Below are 13,405 nucleotides of genomic sequence, written 5' to 3'. Positions count from 1 at the left end.
ATCAAATTTTCGCTAAATTATTCTCTTGGTACATCCTGTTTATCAGTACGATTACTTATTTTCGTACTTCATTTCAAGGTACACATCATCAAATCACTAAAGTCAGGCATGAGAATGAGAACAGTTTTACTTGTAATGCTATTAATGGTAGCAGGTATCTGCCAAGCGCAGCAAGTTAAGGTAGAGGAGAGTGAGCAAACAGTTAATGGTGTCATGCGCCGGGGGCAGCAGCTTACAGTACAGCTGGATCCTAAGTTTGTAGAAAAATACTGGAAAGACCACCTGTCTAGCAAAGCCGGGAAAGTGAAATATACTAAAGGAGTGTATACTATTGAAAGTGCTGTTATAGACACTATCAGTAATAAGCCTATGCGTGTTTTATCTACTGTAGGCAGCGGTACAAATGGCAGTTATGTATGGTGGAGCCTTGATATGGGTGTAGCTTATGTAGATAAGAATGCTACGCCGCAGGAGTACACCGCTGCGGAGAACTTTATGAAAGGTTTTGCCAGAAAAGTGTACCGCGAAGATGTGCTGCGCCAAATAAACGAAGCCGAGGATGTACTGCGCGCAACGAAGCAGGAGCAGGACCGTGTTGTGAAGCAGGCAAACGATATACAGCTAAACATTGACAAGAACAAGAAGCGCAAGCAGGAGCTTGAGGCGGAGCTGGTACGCAATGCCGGAGAACTTAAGCAACTGGAACAGGAAGTGGTAAATAACCAGACACAGCAGGAGGTTAGCCGCCAGCGTGTGCAAGAAATGGAAAAATCAGTTGAGGCTGTGAGAGCAAAGCTGCAACAAATAAAGTAAGCTACAGCGTCAAGCAAATTTATTTAACGCTGACTGGTGGATGTGTCCGTATCTGCCGGTCAGCGCTTTTTTATGACTACCGGGAAGAACTGTTATTAAATGCTAGAAATTGCTTTATCTACTTAAGAATACTTTACTTATGTCACTTTTTCCGAAACCAGGCATGCTACTAGCTTTTAAGTGAACGTACTTAAAGCATCATCCAACGCTGTATTTCCTTATCCGCAAATCGTTCATCGCGCCAGGCGACAAATTTAGTGTTAGCTGTTTTATTACGGTTTACAAACCACTCTTTAAGTATAAACTGTGCTGCTGGGTAGCTTTGTGAGAAAGCTGCTAGCGTAGTAGCGTCAATTGTGCGTTCGCTAGGGCGTGCGGGTACTGCAACTACGATGGGTTGTATTTCGCCTTCTGTTTCCAGTTGTAATATCCCTAATGGCACAACTTCCATTACTGTTCCTGTTTCAACTCTTTCGGCTAGTACAAGTATAGGTAGGCCACTCCCATTCTTACCAACCTCTGTGGAAGGTATAAACCCATAGTTTCCCGGGAACGGAAGAAACTCTATTATTCGGTCTTTCCCTGCATTTTTATCGCTTACAAACTCCTGTGTTTGTTTGTTGTACTTTAGCTGCAGGTTATTGCCTGCCGGTACTTCTATAACTGCCTGTAATTGCCTGGTGCCTGTGTAAGTTGGCAGGGTAGCATAATCTGTTTTACAACTCGTGATGAAAAGAATGCTAATGAGCAATAGTGCGTGAAAACAATATCTCATGGAATACGGGTTTATACTTCTAAGTTAACTGGGACGGTAACTAAAGCAATTTAAGGATACAGCACAAAAAAAGAGGAGCTGTTTGCACAACTCCTCTTCACTAAAACTACGGAAAATTTATGAAAACAGGTATTCTTATCTTCTTTCTTTGATACGAGCTGCTTTTCCAGAAAGACCTCTTAAATAGTAAAGTCTTGCTCTTCTTACTTTACCTCTTCTCACAAGTTCGATTTTCTCGATAGATGGAGAAAGAAGTGGGAAAATACGCTCAAGGCCGATCTGATTAGATACTTTTCTAACAGTAAATGTTTCGCCGTTAGTGTTTACGTTCTTACGCTGGATTACAACGCCCTGGAACTGCTGGATACGCTCTTTGTTACCTTCACGGATTTTAACGTGGATATTGATTGTATCACCTGCGTTGAAAGCAGGGAAAGAGGCGCGTTTGTCAGTATATTCCTGCTCAATAAATTTAATTAACTCGCTCATGATGGCTATTTTCTTAAAGTATCTTCTTCAAAATTCGGACTGCAAAGATATGTAAATATTTATTACATAGGAACATTTGCAGAAAAAAAATATAGTTTTTTGCTGCCATCGCTCAAAAATATGTGCCATAGCAGTAATAAAGTTTACAAAAACTGTTTGCCAAAATCTAAATCAATCTTCCAGTAAATCTGGCCGGCGCTGTTTGGTGCGGTTTACAGCCTGCTCAAAGCGCCATTGCTCAATCTTGGGTGCATCTCCAGACATCAGTATATCAGGCACTTTCATGCCTTTGTATTCTGCAGGGCGTGTATAAACCGGCGGTGCCAGCAACCCATCCTGGAAAGAGTCCGTCAATGCCGAGGACTCATCGTTTAGCACGCCAGGAATGATACGGATAATGGCGTCTGCTAAAACCGCTGCGCCCAGCTCCCCACCTGAAAGTACGTAGTCTCCGATACTGATTTCGTGAGTTACAAAATGCTGCCTTACGCGTTCATCCACGCCTTTGTAGTGGCCGCAAAGTATAATCACATTCTGTAACAGCGAAAACTTGTTTACTACTTGCTGGTTAAGCGTCTGGCCATCCGGTGTCATGTAAATAATGGCATCGTAGGTGCGCTCGGCCTGCAACTCAGTAATCATTTTATCAATCGGCTCGATCATCATTACCATGCCTGCTCCACCGCCAAAAGCGTAGTCATCTATCTGGCCGTGCTTGTTAATGGCATACTTGCGTAAATCATGCACATGCACTTCTGCCAAGCCTTTTTGTTGGGCTCGTTTAAGTATAGAGTGGCTAAAGGGGCTTTCCAGCAGGTCAGGCTGGCAGCTGATAATATCGAAACGCATTACTTTGCCTCCTCCGTGTCGTCGTCCTGATCGTCGGCGTCTTCGGGGTTGGATGGTTCGGTGTATACTTCCAAAAGGCCTTCCGGGAGCATGATGTACAGTTCTTTGGCTTTATGGTCAGCACGTAGCAGGATTTCATCCATCACCGGGATCAGCATTTCCTGGCCCAGGTAATCCATAGCCATTAACTGCTGCTGAGGCAAATCATAAAATTCTTTTACTGTGCCAAGCTTGCCGTGGTTCTGGTCCACTACCTGATATCCGATCACTTCGTGAAAGTAAAATTGATCTTCTTCCAGCTCTGGCAGTTCGTTCAGCGGCAAGTATAAAGATGTGCCGCGAAGCGCCTCTGCCTGTTCCATCGTGTTTATATCTTCAAACTTGATGATGAAACGGCTGTTTTTTATTGGCTCTACAGCGTCAATAAAAAAAGGAATCAGTCTTCCTTTTTGTTCAAGGAAAACTGATTCCTGATCTTCATAATCTTCAGGAAAGTCAACGTCGAAAAACGCTACTACCTGGCCCTTTGTGCCATGGGTCTTGACGATGTATCCAAGAAGGAAGCAGGCATCAATATTCATGGCAAAAGAAATTATGCTTGTTCTTCAGTAGACTCGCCACCTTCAGCTGATGCTTCAGGTGCTTCCTCTGCAGCTTCTTCAGCTGGAGCGTTAGCAGCAGCTTTATCAGCCTCACGCTGACGAATAGACTCTGCACGAGCTTCTTTAACTTTAGTTTCAGCGTCGAAAGCAGCTTTTTTCTTAGCTTCTTTGTCAGTCATCAGACCTTGACGCTTGCTCTCAATCTTAGATTCTTTCTCTTTCTTCCACTCTTCGAAACGAGAGTTAGCAGTTTCCTGAGAAATAGCACCTTTAATAACACCTATTTGCAGGTGTCTTCTGTAAAGGATACCTGTGTAAGAAAGCATAGCCTTAACTGTGTCAGTTGGCTGAGCACCGTTCATCATCCAGTTAAACGCCTTCTCCTGATCGAAATCGATAAAAGCAGGGTTTGAGTTAGGGTTGTAAGTACCCAGTTTCTCGATGAACTTACCATCACGTGGTGATCTTGCATCGGCTACTACGATATCGTAGATAGCGGCTTTCTTGCGGCCTCTGCGGGCCAGTCTGATTTTTACTGCCATTTTTTATAGAATAATTAAGTCGGCGAATCCCGTCCGCCAGTTTTTAGAACCGCAAAGGTAAGAATATTATTTGGTTAAGTGCAACGTTTTGCAAACGAAAAGTAGGTGATACTGTGGCTTTAAGTAGGCCTGTGCTTAAGTGGCAACTATACTATCCCCGTATTTATACTATAAAAGAAACAAGTACTTAGAGCAGAGAGTGTCATTTTTTCAAAAAAGAAAAGCCCTCCGTTGCGGGAGGGCTTTTTATACTAAGCATTTGCTCTGGCTCTTACTGTTTTAGCTTTCGGCTCTTTCAGCTTAATAATGCCAACTTTATTAAGTGTCCAGATAACTGGCCATGTTGGGTCTACTTCCCACCACTTTACACCAAAATTAACACGGTTCGGCAATTTGTGGTGGTTGTTCTGAAACAGTTCGCCTCCAGTTAAGAAGTCAAAGAAAAGCGAGTTTCTTGATTTGTCGTTATTATCGAAGTTCTGATAGCCATACTTGTGGCCGCTCCAGTTTACAATAGCGCCGTGTACCGGGCCCATCAGGAAGTGTACAGGCAACAGCAGGTACATCCACCACTGTGTGGCAAAGGCGATATAGAATAACACATAACCTACGCCCCACCCAATTCTGGAGTAGTATGAGTCGCCTATTTTTTCAATAGCGTTCCAGACAGGGTAGTTGCCCTCGAAACGAAGTTCAGGCTCTACACGGCGGTTAAGTACATTGTTGTAAATTTCTTTTGTCTTCCACATCATGGTAAAGGCATTGTTAGAAAAATGCGGTGAATGTGGGTCGCGCTCTGTGTCTGAAAAAGCATGGTGCATGCGGTGAAGCACAGCATAAGCACGTGGCGATAGGAATGAAGAGCCTTGGGCAATATAAGTTAACAGGTAAAATGCCTTTTCCCAGAAAGGGTTCATCGTGAACATTTTATGGGCAGCATAGCGGTGCAGGTAAAATGTCTGAACGAAAAGAGACAGGTACCAATGCACTACAAAGAAAATGAGTATTGCCATTTAACTAATATGAAGGTGTTTATAATGTGTTAAGCTGTGCAGCACAAGCAAATTGCCAGGCTATTTCGCAAATCTACAACATGAATTTAATGTAAAATAGAGTGGAGCATATAAAAGTTCATAAAAATGATTTAAATCACTTTTGCGAATTCCTGCTTTAGTACTAAAGTAAGTTGCTGAACGGTTGCCACACAGGTGTAGCGGGTAGCGGTGCACTAACTGTTACAGGTGTTTTTAAGGTTGGGTGCTCAAACTGCAACTGCCGGGCGTGCAGGGCTATACTTTTGTCTGGCAATGGCTGGGCGGCGCCATACTTTAAATCGCCAAGTATAGGGCACTTCATAGATGCCAGCTGTACGCGTATCTGGTGTGGCCGCCCTGTAATAGGGTTTACTTCTAGCAGATACCTGTCTTTACTTGCAACTAATAGTTTGTAATGCAGTTCCGATCTTAAACCGTTGTTGTTTTCCTTGCTATATGCCTTAGTAACGTTTCTGGCGCTGTCTTTTATGAGCCAGTGCACAAGGGTGCCTTGTTCTTGCTGCGGTTTGTTTTCTACAGCGGCCCAGTATGTTTTCTGCGTTTTTTTACTCCGGAAGAGTTCGTTAAGCCTGCTGAGAGCCTTAGATGTTTTTGCCAGCAACACAACTCCACTAACTGGCCTGTCTAGCCTGTGAACAACGCCTATAAATACATTGCCCGGTTTGTTATACTTATCTTTGACGTACTTTTTAGCCAGGTCAGCCAGCGTTACATCGCCGGTTTCGTCGCCGTGCACAAGTAAGCCGGCTGGTTTGTTTACCACCAGCACATGGTTATCCTCAAAAAGAACGTCTAACGCCATACGTATAATCTAAAGCAGGTATATGACTAAAAACAGCTTTACCTTTTATCCTGCTTTGTTGGGGTGTGATCAGAAGTATAAAGTATGAAGAAGGTCAGTAAGCTATACTTTAAAGTATGGCTTACTGACCTTCTATCGCATAAAGCTTAATATGCCTCCTTCTCGTTCGGGAAGTCGTGGTTTTTAACATCCTTCACGTAGTTCTGTACAGCATCTGTCATGATGGTGTGCAGGTCGGCGTAGCGGCGCAGGAAACGAGGTTTAAACTCTTTGTTTATTCCCAGCATATCATGAACTACGAGTACCTGGCCATCTACATGCGGACCAGCGCCAATGCCTATAATCGGGATCTGGAGCTTTTCGGCCACGCGCTTAGCGAGCTCGGATGGTATTTTCTCTAATACAATGGAAAAGCAGCCTAGCTCTTGCAGCAGCAAGGCATCGTCTATCAGTTTCTGAGCTTCCTCTTCCTCCTTGGCACGCACAGAGTAAGTGCCAAATTTATAGATAGATTGCGGCGTAAGGCCTAAGTGGCCCATTACCGGTACGCCTGCGCTAAGTATGCGTGTAATCGATTCTTTTATCTCTGCTCCGCCTTCCAGTTTTATGCCATGTGCGCCAGATTCTTTCATGATGCGGATTGTAGATCGCAAAGCTTCTGAGGAATTACCCTGGTAAGAACCGAATGGTAAGTCTACTACTACAAAAGCTCTGTTCACCCCTCGAATTACTGAAGAGGCATGGTAGATCATCTGGTCCAGGGTGATAGGTAGTGTTGTTTCGTGGCCAGCCATTACGTTGGATGCTGAGTCGCCTACCAGTAATACGTCAACTCCGGCTGCATCCAGGATAGTAGCCATGGAGTAGTCGTATGCTGTGAGCATGGAGATCTTCTCACCTCGCTCCTTCATGTTCTGAAGCTGGTGTGTCGTGATTTTTTTTAAGTCACTTTTATGAACAGACATAGCAATTGCAATAGTTAAGGTGTAAAGCTATAAAATCTAAAACAAAAACAGCCACATTTTGGTGTGGCTGTTTTTGTTAAAATCTATTACGGGCAGTTCTGTTTCGGGTAAGTCTCAGATCTTGCAGCAACGCAGATTTGGCGTTGATAGTGATGTTGTAGCCTTGTGCAAATCCGTAAGGTATCCAACCGATACTCATTTCCCAACAATGCAAGTCGCGGTATATCTGCAGGTTGGCGTTGGCAATGTTGTTATTTGTAAAATCGTAGCCTGCAAAGTATGTTATTTTCCATTTATCTGTCAGGTTTACCGAGCCGTTTACTCCCAGCGTCTGCGTTATGCTTGTGTTCTCTGATCTGCCAAAGGTTCTAAAATAACCGATTGTATAGTCGAAGCTAAGTGTCCACGGAATTTTAAAATCCACATAGTCTGGCAGCAGGGGATCTCTGTTAGGGTTAAGTATAGGCAAATTGCTGGCTCCAGAAGACCTTGACTGCCTTGCCTCCGGGTTTAGGCTGGCACTAATAGAAAAGTTAGCGTTTGTTAGTGTGGCCAGTTTTAACTTTGAGAGGTCAAAAACATACTCGTCAATCCGGGCACCTAGTGAGTCGCGTTTGTATGGCTCAAAAGTAGAGTTAAAAGTAACGTTAAATACTCTAAATAACCTGGTGTTAGCCGTTAATGAAATAGGGTTAAGTTTAAGAGAGTCTGCTGCAAAGTTGTAAGAACTGTTAATAGCCAGGTTGTCCAGTATGCTTACTTTCTCAAATTGGTTTGCTGTAGAGTCGTTCTGCGACTTTACTTTCATCTCAATATTATTGGAAACCCCAAAGGTTAAGTTACTCTGTAAGCCTGCCGCAGGAGCATTATTCACACGGGCAAGGCGGGTAAAGACATCTCTGCCAGGCGCAGGGAAGGTGCTGGTCTGTACTGTCTGGTAAAAGCCGTAGTTGTCTCTGCCAAAGTCTGGGCGGAAACTGTAACCTATAGTCGGGCGAACCAGGTGGCGAATAGCTTCTACGCGTTTGCCGCCAACATACACCGTTCCGTATATAGTAGTGCTAAGCGAGGCGCTGGCATTGTAATCATACACCCGGCCAAAGTTAGTTGTGTCTACGTCTACCTTCTGAGAGTCCGGATCCCAACGGAAGCTATACTTCTGGTCGGTCCAGCTTTCGCGGTAACTTACCGAAGGCGAGAAGTTGAAATAGCGCGCTATTTTATAGCTGCCCAGGTTTAGCTGAAGGTTATGGTCAGCAGAGCGGCGTCCGTTTTTCCAGAGCTGGTTAAAATTACTCAGGCTAATAGTATCCTGCGTTGTGTTTCCCTCAGTTATAGGAATACCCTGGAAAGAATCAGTAGTTGCTGATCTAATGTTTGTTAGTCTGTTTTGGGCTGTAACGTTGTAGCCGATCGTGAACTGCTCGTACCATTTGCCTGTAGGCTGGTCGTTGGTAAAAGCCTCAAAAAAGCTGATCGGCGTCATGGAGAAGTTCAGGTCTGGCAATACAAAGTTGTACACGCCACCACTTGTCTGGCCTTGCGAAAGCTTGGCGGTATAGCTAAACGGTGTATTCTCTATTGTTTTCTGGTAGGTGATGTTAGAGTTAAACGTTGGCGACAAGTACTGCGATGTATTGCTGTAGTTCAGGCGCTGATGGCTTGTGCTACCTGCGTTTACACTCGCTGAAAAGCGGCCGCGCCCCGGTTTTTGTACTGGAGAGTGCGACCAGTTGATCCAAATGGTGCGTTGTGTGGGTGGCAGGGCATTTAGCAAGTCGTTTGTAGAGCGGGAGCGTTCAATGTCAGCTTCGTCGTTTTTAAAGTAACGGTACGAAAAGCCAAGGCTGCCGCTGTAAGAATACCTGTTGCGGTAGGTATTGTCTACACTAACATTATAACCGCCCAGGGAGTATATATCGCCGGTTACCCGCGTGCCTATATAGTCGTTCCATGAAAAATAATAGCCGCCGTTGCTCAGGTAAAAGCCCTGCGCCCTTGATTCCCCGAAGCTGGGTACAATCACACCAGAAGAACGGGTGTTCTTTGGCATCGGGAAAAGGCCGAACAAGAATCCGAGGGGCGTTGGAATATCAGCTACTACTAGGTTAAAAGGCCCGGTCATTACTTTCTCATTCGGAATGCCTTTCATTTTGCCTGTTCCGATAAAGAAGTGCGGGTGTTCTAGGTTACAAGTTGTATATTGAGCATGGTAACCGAAAAACTCGTCATTCTCGTTCTTTTTTACGACTTCGGCATGTATATACCCTTCGCCCTGCTGCGTTACTACTTCAGATATTCGTCCTTTTCTGGTTTTGTAATTGTAGGCAATGCGCTTGGCAGCATACGATCCGCCAGAGTCTTTGAAAAGAGGCACGCCTGTTTCTTTGCCGGTAGAGTCTGGCAGGGGAGTGGCAAGCAACGTATTTGATTCGTAATCGATCTGGATATAGGCGGCGTCGAGGGAGAGGTCTCCGTAATTAATTTTGGCATCGCCGTAGAGGTTGACTACTTTGCGGTCTACCTCAAACATGATGGAGTCTCTGGCAGAATATTTGATAGTCGTCTCGATGTCTCCTTTGGGTGCGGAAAGGCGAAGAGAGTCTTGCCCAGCGGGAATAGTGTCTTGTATTTGAGTAGCAGCTGGTTTAGGAGTGCGCGGAGTAGGTGCACCCTGGCCTGATACAAACGAAGGAGTAAGTATGGCAAACTGCAGCAGCAGTAAAAAAATCAAAATGTGTCGCAACTTCTTCAGACTTCCCTAAAGTTTTATTTATTTTGTACAAAGTTATTGTTTTAGCTTTTAACTAACGAGCATTGTGAGAAATATTGTTACTGTTTCATTTCTGGCCATTGTTTTCTTGCTTTTCTCTTCCAACACATTAGAGTTCAAGAAGGCTTATAAAGTACGCACAGTAGTTATCGATGCTGGCCACGGCGGCAAAGATGTAGGCTGTAACGGCAAATTTTCACAAGAGGCAGATGTTGCCCTTAAACTTGCTTTGCAGGTAGGCGCTTTGATAGAGAAGAACTTACCTGATGTGAAAGTAGTCTATACACGTAAATCAGATCACTTTGTTGAGTTGATCGATCGTGCAGGGATAGCGAATAAAAACAATGCTGATCTTTTTATCTCCATACACCTTAACGCTGGCCCTGCTGCTGCTTACGGTACAGAAACCTACACAATGGGGCTGCATACATCAAACGGTAACCTTGAAGTGGCAAAGCGTGAGAATGCCGTAATTTTACAGGAAGATAACTACAAAGAGAACTACGGCGGCTTTGATCCGAAGTCTCCGCAGAGCCATATACTCTTTGCCTTGCACCAGAGCGCGCACATGGATAACAGTATACGCTTTGCCGATAAAGTAGAAAAAGAATTCAAGCACAGGGTGGGCCGCCATAGCCGTGGCGTGAAGCAGGCAGGTTTTCTGGTGCTCTGGAAATCATACATGCCAAGCGTTCTGATCGAGTGCGGTTTCCTTACTAATCCTACCGAAGAAAAATTCCTTAACGATAAAAGCGGCCAATCGTATATGGCATCAGGAATATATCGTGCCTTCAAAGATTATAAACAAGAATTGGAGGCAATGAACTAACGCTTTTAGCAACACACCCTACGTGAAAATATCCAAAGAAATAAAAGTGGCGCTACTAGGTATAGTAGCATTGGTTATACTGTATTTTGGTTTCATGTTTCTGAAAGGCTCAGACCTTTTCTCAGATACACGTTCCTACTTTGTTGTGTATGACAACGTGGACGGGCTTACCGTTTCTAACCCGGTTATACTTAACGGGGTGCAGGTAGGCTCGGTGCAGAACATGACTCTGATGACGGAGCAGAATAACAACATACTTGTTAAAATAGAGGTACTTAAAAACTTGCAAGTGGGCGACTCCACGATTGCGGCGCTTGGTAACTCCGACCTGCTGGGCAGCAAAGCCATTACCTTGTACCTGGGCAACAGCCAGAAAATATACCAGGGAGATGAGAAGCTTATACCTTACAAAGAAAGCTCTATAACCGATATTATCTCTTCTAAAACTGTACCTATCATTGATAGAGTAGATACCACACTAGCCCGTGTAAACAAGTTGCTTGATAGCGAGGCCAAGGGAAACATACAGGGCATACTTGCCAATACAAACAAAACAACAGAGGCACTCAACGAAATGCTGCGGGCAAATCAGCAGAACATCAATGCCATTATGGCAAATGTAAACGCTCTAACCTTGTCGCTGCGGCAGACTGAGCGGCAGATAAATTTACTTGCCCGTAACATGACTGAGATTACAGACACACTTAAAAGAGCTGAATTCAACAAGCTGGTGTCGAATGCGAATGGCGCTGTTTCGGAGTTGCAGACAGCTGTAGCAAGGCTTAACTCAGACGAAGGCTCCATCGGCAAGCTGATGAACGACGAGCAACTGTATGAAAATATGAACCGCTCTACAGAGGCACTTAACCTGCTGCTGCGCGATATACAGGCATATCCGAAGCGCTATGTGAACTTCTCAGTATTCGGCCGAAAAGATAAGTATAAGGTGGATGCCACAGGCCGTGTAATAGGCCTGGATGAGGTAAAAGACTTGCAAGATCAGAACCCGCAGGAGTTCCGTACAGTACCTGATACTGTTTATGTTCCTGTGCCTGATACAAGCAAAACAGGTAAAGGTGCTGCCGGCCTAAAATCTAATTAAGCCTTATATGTAAAATTGTATATTTGTGAAATCCGCTTTTTCAGGGCGGATTTTTCTTTGATAGTCTATCACCCAAACTACAAACTAACCCTACATGGATATCGAATACAACAAGAACGAAGACGCACTTAAACAGCTAATTTTTCAGTTAAAAAGTAAATTACAGAAGGTACACCTGGGTGGTGGTGAAAAGCGCATCCAGAAAGAGCACGATAAAGGTAAAATGACAGCCCGTGAGCGTGTAGCGTACCTGCTGGACGAAGGTTCTGAGTTTCTGGAGATCGGAGCTTTTGCCGGTGATGGTATGTACCAGGAGGTTGGCGGTTGCCCGAGTGGCGGCGTGGTAACAGGTATAGGCTACATTAAGGGCCGCCAATGTGTGGTAGTTGCAAACGATGCTACCGTAAAAGCCGGTGCCTGGTTTCCGATCACAGCCAAGAAAAACCTGCGTGCTCAGGAGGTATCCATCGAAAATAAGTTACCCATAGTATACCTTGTAGATAGTGCAGGTGTGTTTTTGCCGATGCAGGACGAGATCTTTCCGGATAAAGAGCACTTTGGGCGTATGTTCCGCAACAACGCCGTGATGAGCTCGATGGGCATTGTGCAGATTGCAGCCATTATGGGCAGTTGTGTAGCCGGCGGTGCTTACTTGCCTATCATGAGCGACGAAGCTTTGATCGTGGAAGGCACAGGCTCCATTTTCTTAGCTGGCTCATACTTGGTAAAAGCGGCTATCGGCGAAACCATAGACAATGAAACGCTTGGCGGGGCCACCACACACAGCGAAATATCTGGCGTAACCGATTACAAGTGCAAAGACGACAAAGAGGCGCTGGACCACATCCGCAACATCTTTGATAAGATGGGAGATAACCCTAAAGCCGGTTTTAGCCGCGTTGAGCCTGCCGCCCCGAAACTAAACGAGAAGGAAATCTACGGTTTAATGCCAGCCGACAGAGTAAAGCCTTACGATATGATGGATATTATACTACGTATGGTTGATAACTCTGAATTTGAGGCTTACAAAGACCATTACGGCCAAACCCTTATCTGCGGCCTTGCCCGCATTGATGGCTGGGCTGTGGGCATTGTAGCAAACCAGCGAAAAATAGTAAAGAGCAAAAAAGGCGAAATGCAGATGGGTGGCGTTATTTACTCCGACTCTGCTGACAAGGCCGCGCGCTTTATCATGAACTGCAACCAGAAAAAGATACCATTGGTGTTTTTGCAGGATGTATCGGGCTTTATGGTGGGCAGCAAAGCAGAACACGGCGGTATTATTAAAGACGGTGCCAAAATGGTGAATGCCATGGCTAACTCTGTAGTGCCTAAGTTTACCATACTTATCGGTAACAGCTACGGAGCCGGTAACTACGCCATGTGCGGCAAAGCATATGACCCTCGCTTGATTTATTCCTGGCCAACAGCACAGCTTGCCGTAATGAGCGGTGCCTCAGCTGCAAAAACGTTACTTCAGATACAGGTATCTTCACTAAAAGCAAAAGGAGAGGTAATTACACCAGAGGCAGAACAGGAACTGCTGGAACGCATCACCGCCAAGTATAACGAAGAGCTATCGCCATACTATGCGGCCGCGCGCTTGTGGGTTGATGGCATCATCGACCCGCTGGAAACCCGCAAAGTGATATCGATGGGTATAGAAGCTGCCAACCATGCACCCCTCGAAAAACCGTACAATGTTGGCGTTATCCAAACATGATTTTAACTGATGATGCAATAAGGCATGTGCCTAGTTTGCAGCAAATAAGCATTTTATAAGGATTATTAAGTGAATGAAGAATCCAT

The 13,405-nt window shown here is 44.8% G+C and carries 13 protein-coding genes; 4 read left to right on the top strand and 9 right to left on the bottom strand.

What is annotated here, in order from left to right; all coding sequences use genetic code 11:
• Window positions 1-114 precede the first annotated feature (114 nt).
• Window positions 115-813, top strand: a complete 699-nt coding sequence (locus Q1A23_RS16370; RefSeq protein ID WP_299825218.1) for a DNA repair ATPase — start codon at window positions 115-117, stop codon at window positions 811-813.
• Window positions 814-1,003: 190 nt separating this feature from the next.
• Here Q1A23_RS16370 and Q1A23_RS16365 read toward each other — a convergent pair whose 3' ends face one another.
• From Q1A23_RS16365 to Q1A23_RS16325, 9 genes are all read right to left on the bottom strand, one after another.
• Complete coding sequence (locus tag Q1A23_RS16365; protein ID WP_299825215.1) at window positions 1,004-1,588, bottom strand: inorganic diphosphatase; 585 nt, start codon at window positions 1,586-1,588, stop codon at window positions 1,004-1,006.
• Between the two features lie 135 nt (window positions 1,589-1,723).
• Window positions 1,724-2,077: a 50S ribosomal protein L19 gene (gene rplS / locus Q1A23_RS16360; RefSeq protein WP_299825213.1), complete on the bottom strand. Its 354-nt coding sequence runs from the start codon at window positions 2,075-2,077 to the stop codon at window positions 1,724-1,726.
• A 171-nt stretch (window positions 2,078-2,248) separates the two neighbouring features.
• Window positions 2,249-2,926 (bottom strand): tRNA (guanosine(37)-N1)-methyltransferase TrmD, encoded by a 678-nt coding sequence (gene trmD / locus Q1A23_RS16355; RefSeq protein ID WP_299825211.1) that lies wholly within the window; start codon window positions 2,924-2,926, stop codon window positions 2,249-2,251.
• The gene (rimM, locus tag Q1A23_RS16350) at window positions 2,926-3,507 is read right to left on the bottom strand and encodes a ribosome maturation factor RimM (protein WP_299825208.1); all 582 of its coding nucleotides are present in this window, start codon (window positions 3,505-3,507) and stop codon (window positions 2,926-2,928) included. Before rimM ends, trmD begins: the two co-directional genes overlap by 1 nt.
• A gap of 11 nt (window positions 3,508-3,518) precedes the next feature.
• Complete coding sequence (locus tag Q1A23_RS16345) at window positions 3,519-4,070, bottom strand: 30S ribosomal protein S16 (protein WP_299825205.1); 552 nt, start codon at window positions 4,068-4,070, stop codon at window positions 3,519-3,521.
• A gap of 251 nt (window positions 4,071-4,321) precedes the next feature.
• Window positions 4,322-5,083: an acyl-CoA desaturase gene (locus Q1A23_RS16340; protein WP_299825202.1), complete on the bottom strand. Its 762-nt coding sequence runs from the start codon at window positions 5,081-5,083 to the stop codon at window positions 4,322-4,324.
• 163 nt (window positions 5,084-5,246) lie between these two features.
• A complete protein-coding gene (locus tag Q1A23_RS16335; protein WP_299825199.1) occupies window positions 5,247-5,927 on the bottom strand; it encodes an RluA family pseudouridine synthase in 681 nt (226 codons plus the stop codon).
• Between the two features lie 146 nt (window positions 5,928-6,073).
• A complete protein-coding gene (gene panB / locus Q1A23_RS16330) occupies window positions 6,074-6,892 on the bottom strand; it encodes a 3-methyl-2-oxobutanoate hydroxymethyltransferase (RefSeq protein ID WP_299825197.1) in 819 nt (272 codons plus the stop codon).
• A 76-nt stretch (window positions 6,893-6,968) separates the two neighbouring features.
• Window positions 6,969-9,626 carry a putative LPS assembly protein LptD gene (locus Q1A23_RS16325; RefSeq protein ID WP_299825194.1) on the bottom strand — a complete coding sequence of 886 codons (2,658 nt, stop codon included), beginning with the start codon at window positions 9,624-9,626 and terminating at the stop codon, window positions 6,969-6,971.
• An 85-nt stretch (window positions 9,627-9,711) separates the two neighbouring features.
• On the opposite strand from Q1A23_RS16325, the gene Q1A23_RS16320 reads away from it, so the two are divergent.
• From Q1A23_RS16320 to Q1A23_RS16310, 3 genes are all read left to right on the top strand, one after another.
• On the top strand, window positions 9,712-10,494 hold the full coding sequence (locus tag Q1A23_RS16320) for an N-acetylmuramoyl-L-alanine amidase (protein WP_299825191.1): 783 nt from the start codon (window positions 9,712-9,714) through the stop codon (window positions 10,492-10,494).
• Window positions 10,495-10,516: 22 nt separating this feature from the next.
• The gene (locus tag Q1A23_RS16315) at window positions 10,517-11,596 is read left to right on the top strand and encodes an MlaD family protein (protein WP_299825188.1); all 1,080 of its coding nucleotides are present in this window, start codon (window positions 10,517-10,519) and stop codon (window positions 11,594-11,596) included.
• 94 nt (window positions 11,597-11,690) lie between these two features.
• The gene (locus Q1A23_RS16310) at window positions 11,691-13,319 is read left to right on the top strand and encodes a carboxyl transferase domain-containing protein (RefSeq protein ID WP_299825185.1); all 1,629 of its coding nucleotides are present in this window, start codon (window positions 11,691-11,693) and stop codon (window positions 13,317-13,319) included.
• Window positions 13,320-13,405: the final 86 nt, after the last annotated feature.

Origin of the sequence: uncultured Pontibacter sp. (assembly GCF_947492645.1) — a bacterium.
Lineage (GTDB): Bacteria > Bacteroidota > Bacteroidia > Cytophagales > Hymenobacteraceae > Pontibacter.
The sequence above is the reverse complement of the archived record's forward strand: the minus strand, read 5'-3'. Positions and strand labels throughout refer to the sequence as shown.

Excerpts from the sequence above, each read along its gene's own strand:
- panB (WP_299825197.1), bottom strand. The coding sequence starts at position 6,892 with ATGTCTGTTCATAAAAGTGACTTAAAAAAAATCACGACACACCAGCTT.
- Q1A23_RS16335 (WP_299825199.1), bottom strand. The coding sequence starts at position 5,927 with ATGGCGTTAGACGTTCTTTTTGAGGATAACCATGTGCTGGTGGTAAAC.
- Q1A23_RS16340 (WP_299825202.1), bottom strand. The coding sequence starts at position 5,083 with ATGGCAATACTCATTTTCTTTGTAGTGCATTGGTACCTGTCTCTTTTC.
- Q1A23_RS16365 (WP_299825215.1), bottom strand. The coding sequence starts at position 1,588 with ATGAGATATTGTTTTCACGCACTATTGCTCATTAGCATTCTTTTCATC.
- Q1A23_RS16370 (WP_299825218.1), top strand. The coding sequence starts at position 115 with ATGAGAACAGTTTTACTTGTAATGCTATTAATGGTAGCAGGTATCTGC.
- trmD (WP_299825211.1), bottom strand. The coding sequence starts at position 2,926 with ATGCGTTTCGATATTATCAGCTGCCAGCCTGACCTGCTGGAAAGCCCC.
- Q1A23_RS16310 (WP_299825185.1), top strand. The coding sequence starts at position 11,691 with ATGGATATCGAATACAACAAGAACGAAGACGCACTTAAACAGCTAATT.
- rimM (WP_299825208.1), bottom strand. The coding sequence starts at position 3,507 with ATGAATATTGATGCCTGCTTCCTTCTTGGATACATCGTCAAGACCCAT.
- Q1A23_RS16345 (WP_299825205.1), bottom strand. The coding sequence starts at position 4,070 with ATGGCAGTAAAAATCAGACTGGCCCGCAGAGGCCGCAAGAAAGCCGCT.
- rplS (WP_299825213.1), bottom strand. The coding sequence starts at position 2,077 with ATGAGCGAGTTAATTAAATTTATTGAGCAGGAATATACTGACAAACGC.